General features: G+C 72.5%; 20 protein-coding genes. 10 read left to right on the forward strand and 10 right to left on the reverse strand.

The features are described from left to right. Positions 1–4: 4 nt before the first annotated feature. Both K8556_RS15845 and K8556_RS15850 read right to left on the reverse strand, forming a co-directional pair. Complete coding sequence (locus K8556_RS15845) at positions 5–598, reverse strand: hypothetical protein (protein WP_223740911.1); 594 nt, start codon at positions 596–598, stop codon at positions 5–7. A 40-nt stretch (positions 599–638) separates the two neighbouring features. Further along, positions 639–1334 (reverse strand): hypothetical protein, encoded by a 696-nt coding sequence (locus tag K8556_RS15850; RefSeq protein WP_223740912.1) that lies wholly within the window; start codon positions 1332–1334, stop codon positions 639–641. Between the two features lie 236 nt (positions 1335–1570). Here K8556_RS15850 and K8556_RS15855 point away from each other — a divergent pair, with 236 nt between their 5' ends. Both K8556_RS15855 and K8556_RS15860 read left to right on the forward strand, forming a co-directional pair. Continuing rightward, positions 1571–2434 (forward strand): deoxyribonuclease I, encoded by an 864-nt coding sequence (locus K8556_RS15855; RefSeq protein ID WP_223740913.1) that lies wholly within the window; start codon positions 1571–1573, stop codon positions 2432–2434. Between the two features lie 5 nt (positions 2435–2439). After that, the gene (locus K8556_RS15860; RefSeq protein ID WP_223740914.1) at positions 2440–4152 is read left to right on the forward strand and encodes a carboxypeptidase regulatory-like domain-containing protein; all 1713 of its coding nucleotides are present in this window, start codon (positions 2440–2442) and stop codon (positions 4150–4152) included. Position 4153: 1 nt separating this feature from the next. Here the strand turns inward: K8556_RS15860 and K8556_RS15865 are convergent, their stop codons facing one another. From K8556_RS15865 to K8556_RS15890, 6 genes are all read right to left on the reverse strand, one after another. After that, on the reverse strand, positions 4154–4693 hold the full coding sequence (locus K8556_RS15865) for a MarR family transcriptional regulator (RefSeq protein WP_223740915.1): 540 nt from the start codon (positions 4691–4693) through the stop codon (positions 4154–4156). Between the two features lie 141 nt (positions 4694–4834). Then, entirely contained in the window at positions 4835–6742 is a 1908-nt protein-coding gene (locus K8556_RS15870) for a hypothetical protein (protein WP_223740916.1), read from the reverse strand. Positions 6743–6783: 41 nt separating this feature from the next. Beyond that, complete coding sequence (locus tag K8556_RS15875; RefSeq protein WP_223740917.1) at positions 6784–7419, reverse strand: EcsC family protein; 636 nt, start codon at positions 7417–7419, stop codon at positions 6784–6786. A 43-nt stretch (positions 7420–7462) separates the two neighbouring features. Further along, entirely contained in the window at positions 7463–7903 is a 441-nt protein-coding gene (locus K8556_RS15880; RefSeq protein WP_223740918.1) for a hypothetical protein, read from the reverse strand. 108 nt (positions 7904–8011) lie between these two features. Further along, entirely contained in the window at positions 8012–8404 is a 393-nt protein-coding gene (gene panD / locus K8556_RS15885; RefSeq protein ID WP_206787356.1) for an aspartate 1-decarboxylase, read from the reverse strand. 100 nt (positions 8405–8504) lie between these two features. Next, positions 8505–9347: an LEA type 2 family protein gene (locus K8556_RS15890; protein ID WP_223740919.1), complete on the reverse strand. Its 843-nt coding sequence runs from the start codon at positions 9345–9347 to the stop codon at positions 8505–8507. 90 nt (positions 9348–9437) lie between these two features. Between K8556_RS15890 and K8556_RS15895 the strand changes: the two genes are divergently transcribed. The 5 genes from K8556_RS15895 (at position 9438) to K8556_RS15915 (ending at position 15224) form a co-directional block, all read left to right on the forward strand. Next, entirely contained in the window at positions 9438–10964 is a 1527-nt protein-coding gene (locus K8556_RS15895) for an alpha/beta hydrolase (RefSeq protein ID WP_223740920.1), read from the forward strand. A gap of 14 nt (positions 10965–10978) precedes the next feature. Continuing rightward, entirely contained in the window at positions 10979–11713 is a 735-nt protein-coding gene (locus tag K8556_RS15900; protein ID WP_223740921.1) for an ATP-binding cassette domain-containing protein, read from the forward strand. Further along, the gene (locus K8556_RS15905; protein ID WP_223740922.1) at positions 11710–12882 is read left to right on the forward strand and encodes an ABC transporter permease; all 1173 of its coding nucleotides are present in this window, start codon (positions 11710–11712) and stop codon (positions 12880–12882) included. The genes K8556_RS15900 and K8556_RS15905 overlap by 4 nt, the downstream gene beginning before the upstream one ends. Positions 12883–12975: 93 nt before the next feature. Then, the gene (locus K8556_RS15910; RefSeq protein WP_223740923.1) at positions 12976–14049 is read left to right on the forward strand and encodes a DUF2804 domain-containing protein; all 1074 of its coding nucleotides are present in this window, start codon (positions 12976–12978) and stop codon (positions 14047–14049) included. A gap of 110 nt (positions 14050–14159) precedes the next feature. After that, the gene (locus K8556_RS15915; protein WP_223740924.1) at positions 14160–15224 is read left to right on the forward strand and encodes a zinc ribbon domain-containing protein; all 1065 of its coding nucleotides are present in this window, start codon (positions 14160–14162) and stop codon (positions 15222–15224) included. On the opposite strand, the gene K8556_RS15920 is transcribed toward K8556_RS15915, so the two are convergent. Together K8556_RS15920 and K8556_RS15925 are read right to left on the reverse strand one after the other, a co-directional pair. Next, positions 15216–16568 carry a phosphoenolpyruvate kinase gene (locus K8556_RS15920; protein ID WP_223740925.1) on the reverse strand — a complete coding sequence of 451 codons (1353 nt, stop codon included), beginning with the start codon at positions 16566–16568 and terminating at the stop codon, positions 15216–15218. The two genes, K8556_RS15915 and K8556_RS15920, sit on opposite strands and share 9 nt — an antisense overlap. 12 nt (positions 16569–16580) lie before the next feature. After that, the gene (locus K8556_RS15925) at positions 16581–19136 is read right to left on the reverse strand and encodes a M1 family metallopeptidase (protein WP_223740926.1); all 2556 of its coding nucleotides are present in this window, start codon (positions 19134–19136) and stop codon (positions 16581–16583) included. A gap of 262 nt (positions 19137–19398) precedes the next feature. Between K8556_RS15925 and K8556_RS15930 the strand changes: the two genes are divergently transcribed. From K8556_RS15930 to K8556_RS15940, 3 genes are all read left to right on the forward strand, one after another. Next, a complete protein-coding gene (locus K8556_RS15930; RefSeq protein WP_223740927.1) occupies positions 19399–20304 on the forward strand; it encodes a hypothetical protein in 906 nt (301 codons plus the stop codon). A gap of 131 nt (positions 20305–20435) precedes the next feature. Beyond that, complete coding sequence (locus K8556_RS15935) at positions 20436–21146, forward strand: CHAP domain-containing protein (RefSeq protein WP_223740928.1); 711 nt, start codon at positions 20436–20438, stop codon at positions 21144–21146. A 130-nt stretch (positions 21147–21276) separates the two neighbouring features. Beyond that, positions 21277–22053, forward strand: coding sequence for a biosynthetic peptidoglycan transglycosylase (locus K8556_RS15940; protein WP_223740929.1), 777 nt, complete (start codon positions 21277–21279; stop codon positions 22051–22053). The last annotated feature ends 2 nt before the right edge of the window (positions 22054–22055 follow it).

Below are 22055 nucleotides of genomic sequence, written 5' to 3' on the forward strand. Positions count from 1 at the left end.
TGCCTCACCTGGCTTCGTGGTGGTCGTGGCCCGTCTCCTCCACGATGAGGAGGAACGTGGCGGGCTGGGGAACGACGGCCGCGAAGTCCAGGCGGTAGTCCACGCCACCCTCCAGGTCGGCCGTGACGGCGGTGCGCAGGTTGCCGCAGACCTCCTGCGGGACGTGGTAGCGGCACTCGAGCCCGACCTCCTCGTTGGTGGCCGCGTTGAAGACGCGGACGGCGCGGTAGCCGGAGGTGAGGATGGCGTACTCGTTGGACTCTTCCGGCGTGAAGATGACGGAGCCCGCGTAGGCCAGCGTCCACTGCTGGTAGGTGATTGCCGGCAGGGTGACGTTGTACGCGGTGTGCCCCACGCTCACGTCCACGAAGGACGGGCCGCCGTAGGGCGCGGCGGTGACGGACTCGAAGGGTCCGTATTCGGCGTGGATGCAGGAGTGCTCGGCGACCTCCGCCAGCTCCGCCGTGTCCTCGCAGGCGGCGAGCAGCTCCGACTGCTGGGTGACGGGGGCTTGCGACTCCGGGGCGGGGGCTTCTTCGGTACCACAGCCGGCGAGCAGGACGACGGCGCCAGCGGCGAGCAGGGCATGCTTCAACATGGGGAACTCCTTGGATGGGTGCGGCGGGTGAAGACGGGGGCTAGGTGCGGTCCGGGCGCAGGACGAGCCACGGGACGCGCACCTCGCCCGAGGGGAGGTGCTCGGGCGGGAGCTGGAGGTGGGCGCCGCTGGCGCTGGGGGACAGGCGGGCCGTGCGTTCCCAGGCGTCGCGGAAGGACGCCTCGTCCGGGAAGGTGACGCGCGTCACGCAGCCCGCGGCGTAGCAGTGGGGCGGCTCCGCCTGGACGGGCCGAACGTCCTGCCCGATGCGCGCGTGCCACGTGTCCAGCGCGGCGCGGGCGTCCCGGGTCCAGGGCTCCGCGCTGTCGCCGGACGCGGTGAGCTCCGCGAGCACTGCGTCCCGGCGGGCTCGAGGAGTGGGGTGGTCCTCGCGCAGGGCCCGCACCAGCCGCACGCGCGTGTCGTGCAACACCCGGCGCTCACGGTCCCGGAGCTCCGGCTGCGGAGGCCCCTTCACCGCCAACGCCGCGTCGAGGAACACCTCGGGCGACAGGGGCGTCTCCGGTTCCGGCGCGGCAGGCGTGGACGCCCGCACGGGCCCGGTGGGGCGGGGCGCGGCTTCGGCCCCCGAGGGAGGGGCGGGCGCCGGCTGGGACACGGTGGGCGGAGCGGGGACCGGCTCGGCGGGGAGCACCAGCGGCCGGTGCAGCCAGGCCACCGCGAGACACGACAACACGACCCCCGTGCCTCCCACACTCCAGATGATGCGGCTCATGGTGTCCCCTCCGGACGCACCTGTGGCGGTGCGCGCGCCGCCCCGCCTTCCCGCGAGGGGCCCGCAATAGATGCCACCACGAGTCACATGCAATCAAGTTGCATTTGTTGGGTCGAGGCCGGGGAGTGTCGTGCGGGGTGGCTGTCACCTCGATTCCACGAAGGGGGGCTGGTCCTGGGGCGCGGGCGTGCGGAAGATGGGGCGCTTTTGTCCCGCAGGGCTGGAGGTGCCGTGAAATGAGAGGGTCGTCCTTCTTGTCGCGCGTCCTGGTGTTGTCCGTGCTGGTGCTCCCCGCGTTGGCGCAGGCGGGCTCGTATCTCCGGGTGGTGAGCTGGAACCTCCGCCACGAGGGCTGGGCGGCCGAGCAGACCTACCTGGATGACGCGAAGCAGTTGTGGAACCAGTTCGGCGCGAACAGCAACTCGAACAATGGCTGTGACCTGGTGTTCCTCCAGGAGGTGATGGCCGCGTCCGCGGCGACGGCCATCGCGCAGAACCTGACGCAGGTCTCCGGGGTGACGTGGACGGCGGTGGTGACGCCGCTCATCGGCCGGTCGTCCTACAAGGAGTCCTACGCGGTGCTGTACCGGACGGACACGGTGTCGCTCCTGTCCTCCACGGTGTGGACGGACACGGGGGACCTGTTCGAGCGCGAGCCGCAGGTGGTGAAGGTGCGCCACGTGCCCACGGGCGCGGACTACACGTTCCTCAACTGGCACGCGGTGTGGGGCACGGCGACGGACCGCACGCTGGAGGCGCAGGCCATCGACGGCGTGTTCGCGTCCGTGCAGTCCGCCAGCACCTCGGACCAGGACGTCATCCTCGTGGGCGACCACAACATGGCCTGCACGCACGCGTCCTGGAGCCAGTTGAAGGGCCTGTCGCCCGCGGTGACCTGCAAGCTGGACGTGGCCACCACGATGAACACGTCTGGCGGCTACGCCAACCCGTACGACCACTTCTGGATGCAGGACACCTACGTGACGGAGTTCTCCAGCACGGGCCGCGACTACATCGCGAACCCGCTGGACTACGTCACCCGGCTGTCGGACCACGCGCCGGTGTGGCTGTCCCTGTACTCCAGCAGCGACACGGACTGATGCGCGTGAAGCGGCGCCTGGCCGGGATGCTGGTGGCGGTGCTCGTGGGCGTGGGCGTGTGGATGCTGCTGCGTCCCGAGCCCGCGCCGCCGCTGGCGCCGCCATCACCTCCCGTGTCCGCGAGGGTCGAGAACGCCGGTGCGCCGGAGGTGGCGCCCCCGGTGGAGGCCGCGGTGGACGCGGGCCTGTGGCTGACGGCGACGCTGGAGGGCTCGCGTCCGTTCGAGGGCAAGGCGCGCGTGGGCGCGGCGTTCATCTCCGATTCGGATCGCGGCTGGTGGGAAGAGGAGGGCCGCCGGCGCCTCTCGCGCGCGGGGCCCAAGCGCCTGGAGGAGATGGCCAACGTGCGGGAGTGGGTGGAGGCCCCGGTCACCGCGTCCGCGCAGGGCGGCGGGGTGGGACCGGTGGCGGTGCCTTCCGCGCCGCGCTACCAGGTGATGGCGTACGCGCCGGACGGCACGGTCTGGTGGGGCGACCATGTGCCGGACACGCAGCCGGTGACGGGGCGGGTGGACGTGGGCCGGCTGCGGGAACACCCGCCCACGGGCGTGCGCGTGCGGCTGGAGGGGGCTCGGGATGTCTCGGGCACCTTCACCGTGCGGATGCAGCGGGGCGTGGATCCGGACGACGCGGAGGAGGCCAGCATGCTGCTGCCGGTGCTGGCGCTGGCGGCGCCGGAGTGGATGCACGCCTTCGAGAACGACACCCCCGTGCCCCTGGTGAAGGACGGGGAGACGCGGCTCGCGCCCCTGCCGCCGGACCGGTCGCTGCGGCTGTGGTTGCGCACGCCTTCGGGGAGGCAGAGCGAGCCGGTGGAGGTGCCCCTGCGCGAGGGCATCGTGGCGCCGGTGACGCTGGACGTGGCGAAGCTGTTCCCCGAGGGCGTGGGCGACACCGTCACGCTGCGGGGACGGGTGCTGCTGGGCGATGGGGCTCGCCCCCTGGGGCCGGCGGTGTACCGGCAAGGGGATGGCGGTGAGGAGCACCCGCTCGCGCCGGACGGCCACTTCACGATTCCGGACGTGCCGACGTGGACGGAGACCCGCTTCACGGTGCGGCGGGAGGTGACGGAGGACGAGGGCCGGCCCGTGGGGCCCTCGTGGTGGGACTTCGTCTTCACGCCGACGGCGGAGTCGCGGGGCACCGTGGACGTGGTGTGGCGCATGCCGGTGTACCGGTGGCTGGTGCTGCGGATGGATGGCTTCACCCGGGCGCAGTTGAGGGAGCGCTCATCGCCGCCCTATCCGGTGTACCTGCTGGAGCGCCGCGACGCGCGAGGCGCCTGGAGCATCGTGCCCACGCGGGAGTTCCGCCCGGAGGAAGACGGCCTCGCGGTGTCGCTGCTGGAGCCCGGCACGTACCGGCTCCAGGTGGCGTCGTCGCCGTACGCGTCACGGCCGAGCAGCACCGCCCGGGCGGGCGAGGACTTCTCGGACGTGGAGACGCGGCTGTCACCGGAGGACGCGGCCGTGTCCACGTGCGAGGTGCGGGTCACCCGCGAGGGACGGCCGGTGGCGGGCGCGCTCGTCATCGCGGGCGGAGCGAATCCCTCGCTGCCGCCCGTGCGTGGAGAGACGGACACCGCGGGCCGGTGGCGGATGGGGCCCATCACCTCCAACGCGCTCCCCTTGCAGGTGCATGGCGGGGACGCCATGGATTGGGAGGGCGACGGAGCGGAGGCGTGCCACCGCTCGGGGGTCGTGGAGGTGCGGCTGTAGTTCAGGCGGCCGACGCCGTTAGAAGCTCGTCGGGGGCGTTGGCCAGCTCGGCGTTCTCCTCGGCCACTTCCTCGGCGGTGCGGGCCTGGACGGTCAGGGCCTGCACCCACAGCTCCAGCACGTCCATCAGGGCGCTGCGCGTCTCGCCCTGGAGCGGGGCCAGCCGCCGGGCCATGCGCTCCTGCACCTGCGCGTCGAGCTCGTCCGCGAGCGCGCGGCCCGCGTCGGTGAGGCGCACGCGCACGCGCCTGCGGTCATGCCGCACCGAGCGCTCCCGCCGCACGAGCCCGCCGTCCTCCAGCCGGTCCACCAGTCGGCTCAGGCGCGGCATGGCCAGTCCCCCCAGGCGCGTGGCGAGCACGCCCACGGGCAGCAGGCTCTCCGAGCGCAGCCACCAGAGCGCCTGGAGCTCCCGGGGCTCCCAGTGGGGATGGGTCAGGGCCTCCAGGGGACTCTCCAGCGCGCCGCAGCGGGCCGCGTCCACGAGGAGATTCCGCCACCGCGCCACCTGCACGCGCACCTCCGCCGAGAGCTCCGTCATGCACCCCTCCGTGCCGTGAGCAAGCGCCCGCGTCCAGGCCCCGCGTGCGTCGCATCCGGCATCCCGCGGGCCGCGGCCCGCGAGGTCATCAACGGAAATACGTGACGGACATATCGAACCGGTTTCTGACCGGATTTCCGCTCAGCGGAAGGTCACGGCCTCGAAGGTCTTCCCATCCGACGAGGAGGCGAGGTGGTGGGGGAACACCGCCCACAACCTTCCCCCCGCGGCCTTGAGGCGCGGGAAGCCGGGCGCGGGCGTGGGCACCTCCAGCGGCACGGCCCGGGTCCCCTCCACGCGGAAGACCTGGTCGCGCACGCTGACGAAGACCTGCCCCTGGAAGACGGCCAGCGAGTGCACGCGGCCCTCCGGCAGCTCCAGCGCGGTGGCCTCGCCGCCATCCGGCAGGACGAGTGCCTGCGATTCGGTGCGCAGGATGAGACCGCCGCCGGGATGCGACTCGACGTCCAGCACGGGCTCCTCCGTGGAGCAGCGGGCCACCAGCGTGTCGCCGTCGAGCGCCCACAGCCCGTCCTCTCCCAGCACGAAGAGCGTGCCGGCCAGGGAGCGCAGCCCGCGGAAGCCCTGCTGCTCCGTCTGGATGCGCTCGAAGCGGGAGGAGGTGATCCGCCCCAGGCCGTTCGTCTCGCAGAGGGCGAAGAGGGTGCCTTCGTGCACCACGCCGTCCACGAGGTTGAGCGCGGTGGCGCCGGTGACCTCCTGGACGGTCCACTCGCCGGAGGCACCCGCTGCTCCCGCGAACGCGAGCGCGGACACGCCAAAGCCCGTCAGGCCCCAGGGCGTGCCCAGGTCGCGGAGGGTGGGCGCCACGTAGCCGTAGGGCAGGGCCCTGGGCAGGCGGTGGCGCTCCCACGTCTTGCCGTCGTGGATGAGCAGGCGGTTGCAGTCCACTTCGTAAGATGGCTCGAAGGGGTCCACCTCGTCCTCGTCCACGGTGACCTGGGAGAGCCACACCTGGTCGGACCAGGGCTGGTTCCAGGGGATGCTCTCGTCGAAGTCCCACAGGTCATCCCCCGACACCGCGCCGTAGTCCGAGGACGGGTGGGGCGTGCCCCCGAGCACCACGACGTGGCCCGCGTCCGTCACGTGGAGATCCGTGAAGGACAGCGCGACGGTGCTCCGGTCCACGGGCGCGGCCTGCGTCTTCGCCTCCGGCGCGGGGGACGCGAGCGCCTCCAGCTCCTTCACCAGGGCCGCGTCGCCCAGGCGCTTCGCGTGCTCCAGCAGGGACTGGCCCTGGACCTTCACGGACAGGTCGCCGCCCAGCGCCCGCAGCGCGAGCAGCCGGCCCACGCGGCAGGGCGTGGACACGGGGCCGTTCAGGAAGGCGAACGTGTCCCAGTCCACGACGTGCTCCAGGCCCAGTAGGAGCTGCCGGGCGAGGGCGTCCTTCGCGGACCGGGGCTCCTGCGCACGCAGCCACGCGAGGAAGCCTTCGTCCGCGAACGCCTGCTCCAGGCCGCGGAACGCACAGGCGTGTTCATCGTCGTGGAAGGGCGAGGGGCGCGGATGCTCGGCCACCCAGTCCAGCAGCGCCTGATACGCCTGGGGCTCACCGTTCCGGGCGCGGTGGATGGCCTTCCACGCCATGACGCCGCGTTCCGCGCGGCCCTGCTCGGGGCCCTCCGGGCGCAGGGCCTGGCTCTCCGCGAGCGCGGCTTCGACCTGCTGGAGACGCGCCGTGTCCGGCGGGGACTGGAGCAGGGCCTCCGCGTGGTGTGCGAGCGCCAGCGACCGGGCCTTGCGCTCGAGGGTCAGCGGCTCGCCGGGCTTCACGTTCCGGGTGAGCGCCAGGATGCGCTCGCGCAGGAGGGCCTGGGCGGACTGCTCTTCCTTCTGCCAGCGGCCGGGCTCCAGGTCCCGGTCGCGGTCCAGCGACCAGTTCAGGTCATGCAGCGCTTCCAGGTGGTCGGGCTCCAGCGCGAGCACCTGGCGCAGCAGCTCCTTGGCCTGCTTGAAGTTCTTCGGGTACGTGTCCAGGAGCTCCGCGGCGCGGGCATGCAGGGTGGCGGCGTCTTGCGATGACATGCGCGCTGTCTAGCGCAGCGGGCGCCCCGGGGGCATTCACTTCACTCCGCGCCCGCCGCCTTGCGCCGCGCCGTCCGCGCCTTCGCGTGGGCCTTGTCGAAGCCCTCGTAGAAGCGCACGGCCTGCTCCCCCACCATCTGGATGTGCTGGTTGTTGAGGTACGCCGTGATGGGCGCGGCGACCAGCGGCATCGCGCGGCCCAGCGTCGTCATGCCGCCCTTCGCGAGCAGCAGCGCCGCCAGCTTGCCCAGCACCTTCGGCCCGGAGCGGTGCAGCGGACCCAGCCCGTTGGCGTAGCCGAACAAATCCAGCAGCTCCCCGCGCGCGCGCTCCGTCTTGAGGTTCGCCTTGTAGAGCGTGGCCACGTCCGTGAGAAGGATGAGCTGCAGGTACGCCATGAACGTCAGGTCCGCCGGCAGCGAGATGAGCCCGAACACGCCGCTCACGCCGCCCACCATGCCCGCGAAGCTCTTCTTCTCGTCCACCAGCCGCTGCGCCAGCTCCTTGGTCGTCGCGGACGGGTAGCGCTTCTCCAGCGCCGCCACGCGCACGCGCGCCCGGCCAATCTCCGCCTGGATGAGGTCCGACAGGCGCAGCGCCCCCAGCTTCTTCATCTCCGCGGGGGTCAGCTTCTTCATGAAGCCCAGCCGCTCCGTCACGCTGTCGTAGAAGGCCATGCCGTCTCCTCCCTGGGGCCGCGATGAACGCGGCCGGTCGTCTCTAGTAACCCCGTTCGGCCAGATACAGGTCCACCAGCGCGCCTTCTTCGTACCAGCCGTGTCGCATCTCCGACTTGAACCACCGCGAGTCCGGACGCGCCGAGCGCACCTCCAGCTTCACCCGGTTGGGCCCCGTGTCGATGACCGCCGCTCTCGCCTTGCACGTCGCGCCCGGCTCCTCGCCGAAGCCGCCCTCCAGGCACACCTCGTCCCCCACCGACAGGCGCCGGGCGTACTCCTGGGCCAGGTAGAGGGCGTCGTCACAGCCGCCGCGCACGGAGGACGTCCCCAGCGCCGCGCAGCGGTCCTGGGCGGGCGCCCGGATGACGGGCACGTTGGAGACGAACGCGTCCTCCTCGTTGGGGTCGCGCTGATACGGGCCCACCTGCTTGCACCCCGCCACCGCCACCAGGACCGTCAGCCCCGCCCACGTCCACTTCATCGCGTCATCGCCTCCGGGACGCGCGTCGCCGCGCCCGCGCCTCAAGGGAAGGGCGGGAAGCATGGCAGACAGGGCCGGAGCGGCAAAGCCGCCCTGGGCAAAGCGTCCCTAGGCGATACGGCGCGCGGGACCGGGGATTTCCTCGGTGACGCCGGGGACCGCCCGGTTCTTGCCGTCCACGAAGACGACCGTGGGCTTCCAGTTGGCGACCTCCGCCTCCTCCACCTCCGCGAAGGTGGCCAGGATGACCAGGTCGCCCGGCTGGTTCAGGTGCGCGGCCGCGCCGTTGATGCAGATGACACCGCTGCCGGACTCGCCCTCCAGGGCGTACGTCTCCAGCCGGGTGCCGCGCGTGACGTTCCACACCGCGACCTTCTCGAAGGGGAGGATGTCCGCCGCCTGGAGCAGGTCCTTGTCGATGGTCACCGAACCCTCGTAGTCGAGGTCGGCCTGGGTCACCGTCGCGCGGTGGATCTTGGACTTGAAGAGGATGCGGCGCATGGGGGGCCCTCGGGAAGCGGCGCAACCGTAACGGCTCCCCTGCCCGGGGACAACATCCCCGGTGTCCCACGCACCGCCTGCTTCCCTGCACGCCCACCGTTTACTTCGTGAAATTCACGAGCTGGCTGAGGTTCAGGGGCACGGACTGCGCGTCTGACGTCAGGTTGCCCGTCAGGCTCACCTGCGCGTTGCCGCCCGAGCGCAGGGCCATGGCCGCGGCGGCCGCGCTCGCGAAGTTGATGGTCAGCGGGAGCGTCACCTGCCGGGTCCCGCTGCCGTCCAGCATGCCCAGGTTGCCCGTGGACAGGTTGCCCACGTTGGCGCCCGCCACCTTGAGCGCGCCGGTGATGCCCGCCACCGGCAGGGGGAAGGCGTTGCGGTTGGTGATGGCCAGGGGGAACTCCACCGTGGCCCCGCTCAAGGTGACGTTCGTGATGCGCGGCGACTGGAACTGCACCTGGGGAATCTTGGGGACGGGGAACGTGCCCTCCTTCTCCAGGGGGAAGTGCAGCACGCCCAGCGGCGTCTGGACGCCCAGCGAGCCCTGCGCCTTGAAGGCCGCCACGTCCTTGTTCAGGAACGTGGTCACCACCGGCGCGATGTCCGCGAACTTCACGTTGGCGGGGAAGACAATCTGGCTCTTGCCGTTGGACTTGAGGCTCAGGCCCTCCTTCGGCTTGCCGGCCACCAACTGCTTGCCCTCCACGAAGAAGGCATAGTCCACCGACGCCAGCTTCAGGCCCAGGCTGTTGGGGTTGTCCAGCTCGTACACCAGGTCCACCGTGGCGTCGGACAGGGAGGCGTTCGCCAGCCGGGCCGTCTTGAACTTCAGCGTGGGCTTCTTGAAGGCTCCGTTGAGCAGGCTCTGCAGCGCGGCGCAGCCGGAGAGCGTGGTGAGCGAAAGGGCGAAGAGGACCAGGAACGCGCGTTTCTTCATGGGCATGGGCGTAGCAGAGGACGCCCCGCGTTCGCGCGGATTCAATCGCCGCGCGTGACGGGGCTTCGGCGGGTGCACCTTCGGTGCGCCAATGGTATGCGCCAGGGACTCCCCCGTGCTGGAGGTTCGCCCGCCGTGACAGGTGGCATCTTGTCTCACCCCCTCGCCACGCTGGCGGTGCTGGCGGCGCTGTCGCTCACGGGCTGCTCCCGGTCCTCCAGCGCCGAGGCCGCCTCCGCGCGGCGGATGGACCTGAAGCCGTGCCGGCTGGACGGGGTGGCCGCGCAGACCCTCTGCGGCACGCTGGAGGTCTTCGAGGACCGGGCCGCGGCGAAGGGGCGCAAAATCTCCTTGCGCGTGGTGGTGGTGCCCGCGCTCGCGTCGCAGCCGAAGGAGGATCCGCTGTTCTTCCTCGCGGGCGGCCCCGGCCAGGCGGCGTCCCGCACGCGCATCCTGCCCGCGCTGGAGCGCATCCGGCGCCAGCGCGACATCGTGTTCGTGGACCAGCGCGGCACGGGGGACTCGCACCCGCTGGACTGCGAGGCGTTGAACCCCTCGCGCACGTCGCTGGCGGAGCGCTTCGAGGACCGCGAGGACGCGGACGTGATTCCCCAGTGCCGCAAGGGCTGGGACGCGGACGAGCGGCTCTACACCACGTCCATCGCCATGGACGACCTGGACGACGTGCGCGCGGCGCTGGGCTACCGGCAGGTGAACCTGTGGGGCATCTCCTACGGGACGCGCGCGGCGCTGGTGTACATGCGCCAGCACCCGGACCGCGTGCGCACCGCCATCCTGGATGGCGTGGCCCCCATGGGGCAGTACCTGCCGCTGTACGCCGCGCGCGACGGGCAGCGCGCCCTGGACCTGCTGATGGACGCGTGCGCGAAGGACGGCGTCTGCGCGAAGGCGTATCCGGACCTGCGCGCCCGCACGGAAGGACTGCTCGCGAAGCTGGAGGCCGCCCCCGCGAAGGTGCACCTGGCGCACCCGCGCACGGGCGTGCCGGAGGACTTCACGCTCACCCGGCGCGTCTTCCTGTCGGAGCTGTTCTCGCTGCTCTACAGCCCGGACGTCGCGTCGCTCGTGCCCCTGATGCTGGACCGCGCCGCGAAGGACGACTGGACGCCCTTCGTCGCGCTGTCGCTGGGGCTCACCGACGAGGTGGCGCGCACCACCAGCCGGGGCATGTTCCTGGCGGTGGCGTGCGCGGAGGACGCGCCCTTCTTCACGGAGGAGGACGCCGAGCGCGAGGCGAAGGGCACCTGGTTCGGCCCGCGCATGGCGCTGGACCTCAAGCGCGCGTGCGCGAAGTGGCCCCAGGCGAACGTGCCCCAAAGCTTCCGCGAGCCCGTGAAGTCGGACATCCCCACGCTGCTGCTGTCCGGCGAGCTGGACCCCGTGACGCCGCCGCCCTGGGGCGAGGAGGCGAAGCGGACGCTCACGCACAGCCTGCACGTGGTGGTGCCGGGGCTGGGGCACAACACGGTGGGCGCGGACTGCGCGCGCACGCTGATGGCGGACCTGCTCACGCGCGGCAGCGTGGAGGGCCTGACGCCCGACTGCGGCGCGGGCCTCAAGCGGCCGCCCTTCTTCACCTCCTTCGCCGGCCCTGTCCCGTAGGACTCAAAGCGCCCATGATTGAAGCCAGGAACCTGCACAAGCGCTTCGGCTCCGTGACGGCCGTGCACGACGTGACCTTCACCGCGGAGGACGGCGTCATCACGGGCCTGCTGGGCCCCAACGGCGCGGGCAAGACGACCACGCTGCGCATGCTCTACACGCTGGTGCGCCCGGACGGCGGCACCGCCACCGTGGACGGCGTGGACGTGGCGAAAGAGCCGGAGGTGGCCCGGCGCGCGTTGGGCGTGCTGCCCGACGCGCGCGGCCTCTACCCGCGCCTCACCGCGCGCGAGCACGCGCGGTACTTCGGCGAGCTGCACGGCCTGTCCGGCGCCGCGCTGGACGCGCGCGTGGAGGAGCTGGTGGAGCTGCTGGACATGAAGGACATCGCGGACCGGCGCACGGAGGGCTTCAGCCAGGGCGAGCGCGTGAAGGTGGCGCTGGCGAGGGCGCTGGTGCACGGGCCCCGCAACGTGCTGCTGGACGAGCCCACCAACGGCCTGGACGTGATGGCCACGCGCTCCGTGCGCACGCTGTTGCGCAAGCTGAAGGCGCAGGGCTGCTGCGTGGTGTTCTCCAGCCACGTGATGCAGGAGGTGGCCGCGCTGTGTGACCGCATCGTGGTGGTGGCGCGCGGGCGGGTGGTGGCGGACGGGACGGCGGACGCGCTGCGCGCCTCCACCGGCAAGGACAGCCTGGAGGAAGCCTTCGTGAGCGTGATTGGCAGCGAGCAGGGGTTGCGCGAATGAAGGGCCTCGTCGGGACGGTGCTGCGCAAGGAAGTGCTCGACCACCTGCGGGACCGGCGCACGCTGGGCTCCGCGGTGATGTGGCCGCTGCTGGGCCCGCTGGTGTTCCTGGTGATGTTCAACGTGATGGCGTCCTGGTACCGGCAGGACCGGCCGCTGGAGATGCCGGTGGTGGGCCGTGAGCACGCGCCCAGCCTGATGGCCTTCCTGGAGCGCTACGGCGCGAAGCTGTCGGAGGCGCCCCAGGACTACGAGGCGCTGGTGCAGGCCGGGAAGCTGGACCTGGTGCTGGTGGTGCCGGACGACTACGCGAAGGACTTCGCGGACGGGCACACCGCCGCGGTGCGGCTGGTGGTGGACAGCTCGCGCAACAAGGCCCGCCAGTCCGTGCAGCGCGCGCAGCGGATGCTGGCGGTGTATTCGCAGCAGACCGGCAGCCAGCGCCTGTTCGCGCGCGGCGTGTCCCCGGAGCTGGCGGTGCCCGTGCGCGTGGACGAGCTGGACCTGTCCACCCCCGAGCGCACCGCGGCCACGGTGCTCACCACCATCCCGCTGTTCCTGGTGATGGCGGCGTTCGCGGGCGGCATGCAGCTCGCCAGCGACACCATGGCGGGCGAGCGCGAGCGCGGCTCGCTGGAGCCCCTGCTGCTCAACCCGGCGCCGCGCGGCGCGGTGGTGGCGGGCAAGTGGCTGGCCACCTGCGCCATGGCGGGCACGGGCGTGCTCCTGTGTCTGGTGGGTTACTTCCTGGTGGTGAAGCGCGTGCCGCTGGAGGACCTGGGCGTGCGCGCCCGCTTCGACGCGCCGGCCGCGCTGGGCATGCTGGCCGCGGTGATGCCGCTGGTGCTGGCCGCGTCCGCCGTGCAGATGTGGGTGTCCACCTATGCACGGTCGTTCAAGGAGGCGCAGACGTACCTGTCGCTCCTGATGGTGCTGCCCACGCTGCCCGGGATGATGCTGGCCCTGTCCCCCATCCAGACGCAGACGTGGATGTTCGCGGTGCCGGTGCTGGGGCAGGAGCTGCTCGCGGGCGAGGTGATGCGCGGGGAGACGCTGGGGCCCCTGCCCTTCCTGCTCGCGCTCGCGTCCTGCGTGGCGGTGTCGCTGGTGGCGCTGCGCTTCACCACGCGTCTGTTGACCCAGGAGCGCATCATCTTCGGCAGGAGCTAGCGGGCAGGCACGCGGCCCCGAGTGTCTTCGGGGCGCAACTTGGGCGGCGTGTTCACGTGACAGCGCCAGCGAAGTGCCGTCCAATGTTTCGTGATGACGCTCGAGCGTGAACGAGAAGCCCTGCTGCCCTTCGCCCCGAACTCGGTGGCCTCCACGGAAGGGGAACCGCGGTTCGGGACGTATCAGGGCGAGCTGCCGGAGGTGGACCTGCCCCGGCTGCTGGGGAAGTGGGCGCCGGGGCGCGCGACGCGGCTGCTCAAGCGCAAGCGCTGGCACTACACCTTCGTCGCCACGCAGGAGGTGGCGGCCCTCTTCGCGGTGGTGGACCTGGGCTACACGGCCAACGCCTTCGCGGTGGCGGTGGACCTCCAGGAGAAGAAGCCCCTGTGCGACGTCAGCTTCCTGGGCGTGCCCGGGCCGCTCGCGGAGGTGAGCGACAAGCCGGGCGCGGGGCTGGTGGCGGCCTTCCGCACGCTGGGCGGGCGCATGTCCGTGAAGCGCGGCGAGTCCGACGAGCGCTACCAGGTGGAGGTGGACGTCAGCCGCATGCGCACGCAGTCGCTCCAGTCGTTCCAGTGGAACGGGGAGCTGCTGGTGGCGGGCGGCCCGCCGGCCCTCACCGTCATCGCGCCGGTGGCGGGCGACGGGCTGGTCAACGTCACCCAGAAGCGCAGCGGCCTGCTGGCCTTCGGGAGCCTGGAGGCGGGGGGCCGGCGCTTCCGGCTGGACGGCGGCGTGGGCGGCATGGACTACACGCAGGGCTACCTGGCGCGGCACACCGCATGGCGCTGGGCCTTCGCGGCCGGGCGGCTGCCGGACGGCACGCCCGTGGGGCTCAACCTGGTGGAGGGCTTCAACGAGGGCGCCACCGAGGCCAACGAGAACGCCGTCTGGCTGGGCGACCGGCTCTACCCGGTGGGCCGCGCGCGCTTCGAGTACGACGCGAAGGAGCTCCTGGACCCGTGGCGCCTGACGACGGCGGACGGCGCGGTGGACCTGCGCTTCAAGCCCATCTACGTGCACCGCGAGGAGCGCAACCTGCGGCTGGTGGTGAGCCACTTCGCCCAGCCCGTGGGCTTCTTCGAGGGCACCCTGCGCGTGGGCGGCCAGGAGCTGCGCCTGTCCAACGTCCCCGGCGTCACCGAGGACCAGGACATGCTCTGGTAGCAGCCGGGCATGCGGGGGCCCCGGGGGCTTGCGTGCGCGTTCATGGAGGATGCGGCGGGGACGCGGTGTAGGCTTTCGCGCTCCTGTTTCCTTCGAGGAGGACTCGCGCCATGTCCTGCCCGCACTGTGGTCAGCCGCTCCCTGAAGGCCTGTCGTCACGGACGTGTCCCCACTGCGGCGGGGACCTGAACGCGCCCGGGTCGCCGGTGATGGACGAGGTGGCGGACAAGGCGCGGCGCGCGGCGGACTCGGCGGGCCGCGCGGTGCAGGACGTGCTGGACGACCCGAGGCTGCGCGAGCGGCTGCCCGGGGGCTCGCTGCCGCTGCTGGGTTCCGGACTGGTGGCGGCGGCGGTGGTGGTGCCGGTGCTGCCCTTCGTCGGCGGCGGGCTGGGGCTGCCGTGGTCGGTGTTGATGCTGGTGGGCGCCGGCATGCTGGGCGCGCGCGAGTGGGTGGCCTCGGGCCGGAAGCTGCCGGACGCGCTGGTGCCGGTGGTGAAGTGGGCCGCGCATCCGGCGTTCCTCCCCATGTTCACGGCGCTCACGGTGACGCAGGCGTTCCTGTCGCTGGGGCTGGGTGTGGCGCCGCTCCTGTGGGTGCTGGCGGCGGTGGTGCTCGCCTCCGTGCAGTGGCGGGCGTTCAAGGCGTCGTCGCTGGCGGAGCCTTCGCTGACGAAGCGGCCGGCGGACGTGCGGCTGAAGCGGTGGGTGTTCGCGGGCGTGGCGGCGTGCGCGGTGGGGCTGCTGCTGCCGTGGAGCTCGGCGTGGTCGCTGGTGCCCACGGCGCACCTGCAGCGCGAGCGCAACATCACCATCGACGACAACTTCGCCTGGGACATCCAGGACAACGACACGTGGAAGTTCAACACGCTGGTGCTCCCGTCGGGGCAGGGCGCGGGGACGGGGCGCGGGCGGCTGGGCGCGACGGGCGTGGTGCTGGGGCTGCTGGCGCTGGGCGTGCTGGGGGCGGTGCGGCGCGCGCGGGAGGCGCTGCCCTCGGTGGTGCCGCCGGTGCTCGCGGGGCTCATCACCGTCTGGGCGCTGACGGGCCTGTCGGCGAAGCTGGGGCCGTGGCTGTTCCTGTTGGGCATCCTCGCGGTGGACGTGGCCGTCGCGCGCGAGTGGCTGGGGCACCGGAGCGCGGTGCCCCCCACGGAGCCGCCCGCGTCAGCGTGACGCGCGGCCCTGGACGATGGCGCGGAAGGAGCGGCTCCTCAGCTCCTCCAGCGTCAGGCCGGTGGCGCGGGCCTCCTCCTCCGTGAGGGCGCCGCACGCCAGGCCGCGCAGGAAGAAGTTGAGCAGGCCCTGGCCGGTGGCGGCGTCGTCGAACACGTCGCCCAGCAGGGTGGCCTGGGCGGCCTTGTCGATGAAGGCCTTGAGGCGCTGGGACGCGGGCTCCAGGCCCTCCAGGAAGAAGGCGTAGACGGCGGCGTAGCGCACGGGGAGCTGGGCGGGGTGCAGGTCCCAGCCCTGGTAGTAGCCGCGCTCCAGCGAGTGGCGCGTGTGCCGGTACGCCACCTGCCACGCGCGGTGCACGGCGTCGGTGTTCTCGCGCCGCTCGGTGGGGAGCAGCGGGGTGTCGCCCTGCTTGCGGTGGGGGCCCACGGGCATGACGTTGGTGGCGCCGTCGGACAGGCGCACGCCGCTGCCCGCGAGGAGCACCTGCACGGTGTCGCGCAGGAAGTCGCAGGCGGGGTGGAGCATGTGCTGCATGTGCGCGCTGACATCCAGGGCGGCGGTGTAGTCGTAGACGCCCAGGTGGACGTGGGAGCAGCGGCCCTCGCCGGCCTCCACGAGCGAGCGCAGGTGCGGCCGGCCGCGCGAGTCGAAGAGGGCCTGGGGCGTCTCCACCATCAGCTCCAGGCTGAGGGCGCCGGGGGACAGGCGGTGGGCGGACTCCAGCTCCGACAGGAGCTTGGCCAGGGCGGTCACCTGTTCGGGCACGGTGACCTTGGGCAGGGTGACGACGAAGGATGGCGGCATCCTGCCACCGGATTGCTCCAGCAGCGCGGTGACGAAGAGGTCCAGGGTGCGCGAGGCGCGGGCGTAGAGCTCCTCGGTGAAGGACTTCACGCGGATGCCGATGAACGGCGGGAGCGAGCCCTGCTCCAGGCCGCGAGCGACCTCCGTGGCGGCGGCGACGGCGTGGGCGTCCTCCTCGGCGTCGGGGCGGTGGCCATAGCCGTCCTCGAAGTCGATGCGGAAGTCCTCCACGGGTTCACGCTGGAGCTTGTCCACGACGCGGTCATGGACGCGCTGGGCGAAGCCGCCGCGCTGGGGCAGGCCCAGGCCATGGGCGAGCTGGGAGCCGTCAGCGGCGTAGTCGCGCAGCGCCGCGAGCGCCAGGTCCCCCATCTTCCGCGCGGTGCCAGCGCGGAAGAGGTGGGCGCCGCCGTACACGGTGTGCACGGGCTGGCGCCGGGAGGAATCGCCGGGATAGGCGTGGCCGAACGCCACGTTGGCGCGGCGCAGGGCCTCACGGGAGGCGGCGGAGGCTTCGGGCGTGAGCGTGGTCTTCATGGGCGCCGGATATCACGGCCGTCGCTTCAACCACGCGGCCACCTCCGGGGCCACGCGCTCTCTCAGGGCCACGTCCTGGGTCAGCCTTTCCAGCGTCTGCGCCGTGGCCTGCTGGGCCTCCGGGATGGGGTTCGCCTGGAGCAGGGCCTTCATCTGCTCCAACTGCTCGCGCGTGCGCAGCAGGCCCAGGCCTTCCACCACCCGGCGCAGCAGCATGGGCGCCGCGCCCGTGCGCGCCACCAGGTCCTTCCAGCGCTTCTGCAACTGCGCCCACCACGCGTCGCGCCCGGTGCGGTTGCCCAACAGGCCCGTCGCGAAGCTCGCCACGTCCTGCGTCTTCACCGTCTCCGTGAACAACAGCCCCTGCGCGCGCTCCGCCAGCTTCGCGTCCTCGAAGGACGTCAGCGCCATCAGGTAGCGCCGCTGCGTCGCCGGATCCGGCTCCCTCGGCATCCGCTGCAACAAATCGTCGAACAGCGCCGTGTCTCCCGCGCGCGCCACCATGCCCACCGCCGTGTCCAGCAGGTTCGCGTCCAGCGCGGACTTGTCTCCCTGGAGCATCCGCTGCACCAGCGGACGCGCCTGCGCCAGCACCTCCGGACTGCGCGCCAGGCCACCCACCGCGCGCACCAGCGCCGCGCGGCGCAGCTTCACCCGGTCCGGCTCGCCCTGCGCCGCCTGCCAGCCCAGCTTCTTCAGGCCGCCGCCCAACAGCCCCTCCACCCACCGGCGGAAGCGCTCCTGGTCCTCGCCCTCCGTCAGCCGGTTCTCGATGTAGCCGAGCCGCCCGACGAGCTCGTCCAGCACCGCCTCGTCCTCCTCGTCCCCGAAGCGCGCCGCCAGGTCCAAGAGGTCCGCCACCGGCGCCTGCGCCGAGCGCACCAGCGCCCACGTGTCCGCCAGCAGCGAGATGCGCTCCGACGGCGCCAGCGTCCCCAGGTTCGCCGCCAGCGCGTCCAGCGCCGGCTTCTCGTACGCCACCCGGTAGAAGCCCGTGGAGCCGCCGTTCGCGCACAGCCACTTCACGTCGCCCGAGCCGCCCTCCAGCGTCACCGTCGCCTGCGCGTCGCGGAAGAGCACCCGCTGCTCCCGCACGCCGCCCGCGTCCTCGAAGCGCAGCACCATGGGCACCGGCCACGTCTCCGGGCTCTTCACCCCCGGCTCCGAGTAGAAGCGCCGCTGCGACAGCGACACCTTCCGCCCCTCCACCTTCACCGACACCAGCGGGAAGCCGCTCTGGCCAATCCACTTCGTCGCCAGCTCGTTCACCGGCTGCTTCGCCGCCTCACCCAGCGCGTTCCACAGGTCCTCCTTCACCGCGTTCGCGCGCGCGTGCTTGCGCATGTACAGCCGGATGCCTTCGCGGAAGGGGCCCTCTCCCAGGAACCCCTCAATCATCCGCAGCACCGCGCCGCCCTTCTCGTACGTAATCGCGTCGAAGCTCTCACCGGCCTCGCCCGCGTTGCGCACCTCCCCGTGGATGGGGTGCGTGGACTTGAGCGCGTCCAGCGCCAGCGCGCTCGCCCGGTGCGCGTCGAAGTCCAGCCACATGCGCCAGTCCGGCCGCCACTGGTCGACGATCTTGAAGGCCATCCACGTGGCGAACGCCTCGTTGAGCCAGAGGTCGTCCCACCACACCATCGTCACCCAGTTGCCGAACCACTGGTGCGCCAGTTCGTGCGTCACCACCTCCGCCACGCGCTTCTGCACGGACAGCGGCGCGGTGGCCGGGTCCAACAGCAGCGCCACCTCCCGGTAGGTGATGAGGCCGGCGTTCTCCATCGCGCCCGCCTCGAAGTCCGGGATGCCCACCTGGTCCACCTTGCCAAAGGCATACGGCAGCCCGAAGTAGTCCCGCAGCCGGGGCAGCACCTGGAGCGCCGCGTCCTGCCCGAACTTCGCCAGGTGCGCCTTCTCCGGCAGCGCCCACGTGCGCACCGGGACGCCCTCCACCTGCTCCTCCGGCGTGCCCACCAGCGGGCCCACCACCAGCGCGATGAGGTACGAGCTGAGCAGCTCCGTCTCCTCGAACGTCACCTTGCGCAGGGCCCCGTCCTTCTCGTCCTTCACCACGCGGCCGTTGCCCAGCACGGTGTGGCCCTCCGGCACGCGCACCGTGAGCGCCCAGCGCGCCTTGAAGGCCGGCTCGTCGAAGCAGGGGAACAGCCGGCGCGCGTCCGCGGCCTCGAACTGCGTCGCGGCCACCTGGCCCGCCGCGTACAGGCCGCGCAGGCCGTCGCTGAAGTGCCCCGTCCAGAGCACGTCCAGCGTGGCGCTGCCCGCGGGCAGGGGCGCATCGAACGTGAGCACCACCGTCTCGCTCACCGGGGCCACGCGCTTGGACGCGGGCTTGCGCACGTCGTTGCCGGCGCGGAAGGTGACCTCGCCCAGCTCCAGCGCGTTCGCGTGGAGGATGATCTCCGAGGTGGGCTGGGACAGCTCCAGCTCCACGCGCTGCTCACCCGCGAAGGTGCGCCCCTCCAGGTCCAGGGTCACCGTCGCCTGATAGCGGCGCGGACGGAGGGTGGTGGGCAGGCGGAAGTTCTTGTCGTCGGTGGGATGCGCCATAGGGGCGGCAATCTAGCGCCGGCCGCGCCTTGTGCTCGTGCTCCATTTCCCAGTGTCCGCCGCTTCACGGCGTTTCGCCCCCGCTGCCGGGGTGCGCCCGCTGCCCGAAGTGGCTCGATTCGCACCGGAGTTCCAGCCAACCCGCCCGGTCCTGTCGCGCCGTACATCCACCTCCACCGGGCGACACCTCCGTTGGCCGGCGGGCAGGAGGAGGCCCGCGTGGATGGCTTTGGCGCGGGGGACTCGCGCAGACTGCCGGGCCATGGGCTCTCGTCTTGTCCACGTCCTCGCCCTCTCCGGGGTCACCGTGCTGGGGCTGCTCGTCCCGTGGATGCAGGCGGACGCCTGGGTCCACCTGCTGGAGACGGTGCTGGGCTCGGCGGCCATCTGGCGGCTGTCCGTGGTGGAGCAGGGCGTGGTGCACCGGCTCGCGGAGCTGGCGGTCTTCGCGGTCGCGGGGGCGATGCTGGGCAACGCGCAGGCGTTCGCGCTGCGCCGGGCGGGGCTCCAGGTCCCCGGCTGGGTGGGGCGCACGGCGATGGCGGTGGCCGTGGGCCTGGTGGGCTCGCGGGCCCTGGCCGTGGCGCTGGCGCTGTCGCCCGGGACGGCGTTCGTCGGGATGGGGGTGGCGTTGGGCCTCGCGCAGGGGTGGCTGCTGCGGCGCGAGGTGCATGGCGCCGCCGTGTGGGTGGCCGCGTGCGCGGTGGGCTACGGCATGGCCGGTCCGGCCGCGGACTGGAGGGACCAGGCGTGGAAGGCGGCGGTGGACCTGGGCGCGACCTGGCGCCTGTCCTCCATCGTCATCACGGCGCAGGCCATGACGTGGGGAGCGCTCGCGCTGTGCACGGCCATTGGCGGTGCGTTCATCCTGTCGAGCCTGCGCGCCCAGGTGCTGCCCGCGCCCGGCTCGCGGACGCCTGGCGCCGTGGGGCGGTTCGCGGTGCTGGGGCTGGCGCTGCCCCTGATGGTCGCGCTGGAGGCCCGGGAGAGGAGCCCGGCGCCGCTGGCGGCTCCGCCCCCCAGGCTGATGCAGCCCAGGCCCGCGCGGACCTGGGCCCCGGGCACGCCCGATGGAGCCTTGAGCCCCGGATGCGCCGGCAGGGGCTGCGGGCCGGCGCGGACCTACCGGAATGAAGACGCCCCTCCGCCCCCGGTCGTCGTGCCCTGAGGGCTTCAGGGCGCGCGGTTGCCACGGGTGGGAACTTCCTTGCCCACCGCGTGCCGGAGCGAGCGCGCGCTCCGTCGTGAGGTGGACACGAGCAACGCCGCGGGGGCCGGGCACGGCGGTTGCTCTGCCGCGTGCGCATGGGACGAGGCGTGTGGGTGGGCGCGTTGGTGAGCGCGCTGGTGTGGGGCGGGGCGGCGCAGGCCGCGAGCAAGGCCACGGCGACGAAGAAGGCCCGGCCGGTGGTCCAACTGGCGGACCGGGCGCTGTGGCGGGCGAAGTCCTGGGTGGGGATGACGACGCTGGCGAAGATGAGCTCGACGGTGACGGACGACTGCTCGGGCATGACGCGGCTGGCGTTCCAGCAGCGGCGGTTGGACCTGCTGCCGGACGACGTGCTGCCGGAGGAGAACGGCGTCACGGCCATCCACCGCAAGGCGCGCGCGCTGGGGATGCTGACGGAGACGCCGACGCCGGGCGCGCTGGTGTTCTTCAAGGACACGTTCGACAAGAACCGCGACGGCCTGATGAACGACGGCCTCACGCACATCGGCATCGTGGAGCGGGTGGGGGCCGACGGCACGGTGACGTTCGTGCACAAGTCGGGCGGGCTGGTGAAGCGCTCGCGCTTCAACCTGGTGCAGCCGGAGGCGCGCAAGGACGCCAAGGGGCACGTCCTCAACGACTGGCTGCGCCGCAAGGGGAAGAAGACGCGCGGCTACCTGGCGGGGGAGCTGGTGGCGGGCTTCGCGTCGGTGGACGAGCGCTGGCGCTCGCCCGAGCCCCCGCGCCTGGCGTCCGCGAAGCTCACCGTGAAGGGTGACGCCCGGACGGCGCGGCGCTAGACACGGCCGGCAGATGTCCACCGTCGAAGGTCCGTCCGAAGCCCCGAGCCCCGAACCCGCCGGGCCCCTCCCGCCCGCACCGCCACGGGTGCCTCCCGCGCCGCCGCGACGCAGGCGGTGGGCGCGCTGGGTGGCCGTGGGCGTGCTGGTGCTGGGCGTGGGTATCGCCGCGGCCACGTTCATCGGGCTGCCGGACGCGGCCCCCCTGGCGAAGGAGAACCCGAAGACGACGGCGCTCATCGAGCAGCGCGCGAGCGAGGCGCGCGAGGCCGGGCGCAAGCCGCGAAGGCGTCAGCAGTGGGTGCCGTTGTCGGCGGTGTCCAAGCCCGCGGTGGACGCGGTGCTCCTCTCCGAGGACGCGAGCTTCTACCTGCACGACGGCGTGGACACGGTGGAGCTGGCGCGGGCGGTGGGGCAGGCGGTGGAGAAGGGCGAGCTGGGGCGGGGGGCGTCCACGCTCACGCAGCAACTGGCGAAGAACCTCTGGCTGTCCACGGACCGCAGCCTGTCGCGCAAGCTGAAGGAGCTGGTGCTGGCGCACCGGCTGGAGGAGGCGCTGACGAAGCAGCGCATCCTGACGCTGTACCTCAACGTGGTGGAGTGGGGGAACGGCGTGTATGGGATTGAGGCGGGCGCGCGCGAGCACTTCGGCGTGTCCGCGTCCCAGCTCTCCGTGGCGCAGGGCGCGGTGCTGGCCGCGATGTTGCCGTCCCCGCGCAAGCGCTCGCCGGCCAGCGGGTCCCGCGCGCTGTGGAAGCACGCGCACCGCGTGGTGGACGCGCTCAAGGTCTACAAGCGCATCAGCGCGGCCCAGGCGGAAGGAGCGCACGCGGAGGTGGACCGGCTGCTCGGCCGCGCCCCGGTGGATGGCGGGGGCGCGGACGACGCGGAGGACGACGGCTCCTGACG

The sequence above is a fragment of the Corallococcus sp. AS-1-12 genome (assembly GCF_020036995.1).
In the GTDB taxonomy this organism is placed as follows: domain Bacteria; phylum Myxococcota; class Myxococcia; order Myxococcales; family Myxococcaceae; genus Corallococcus.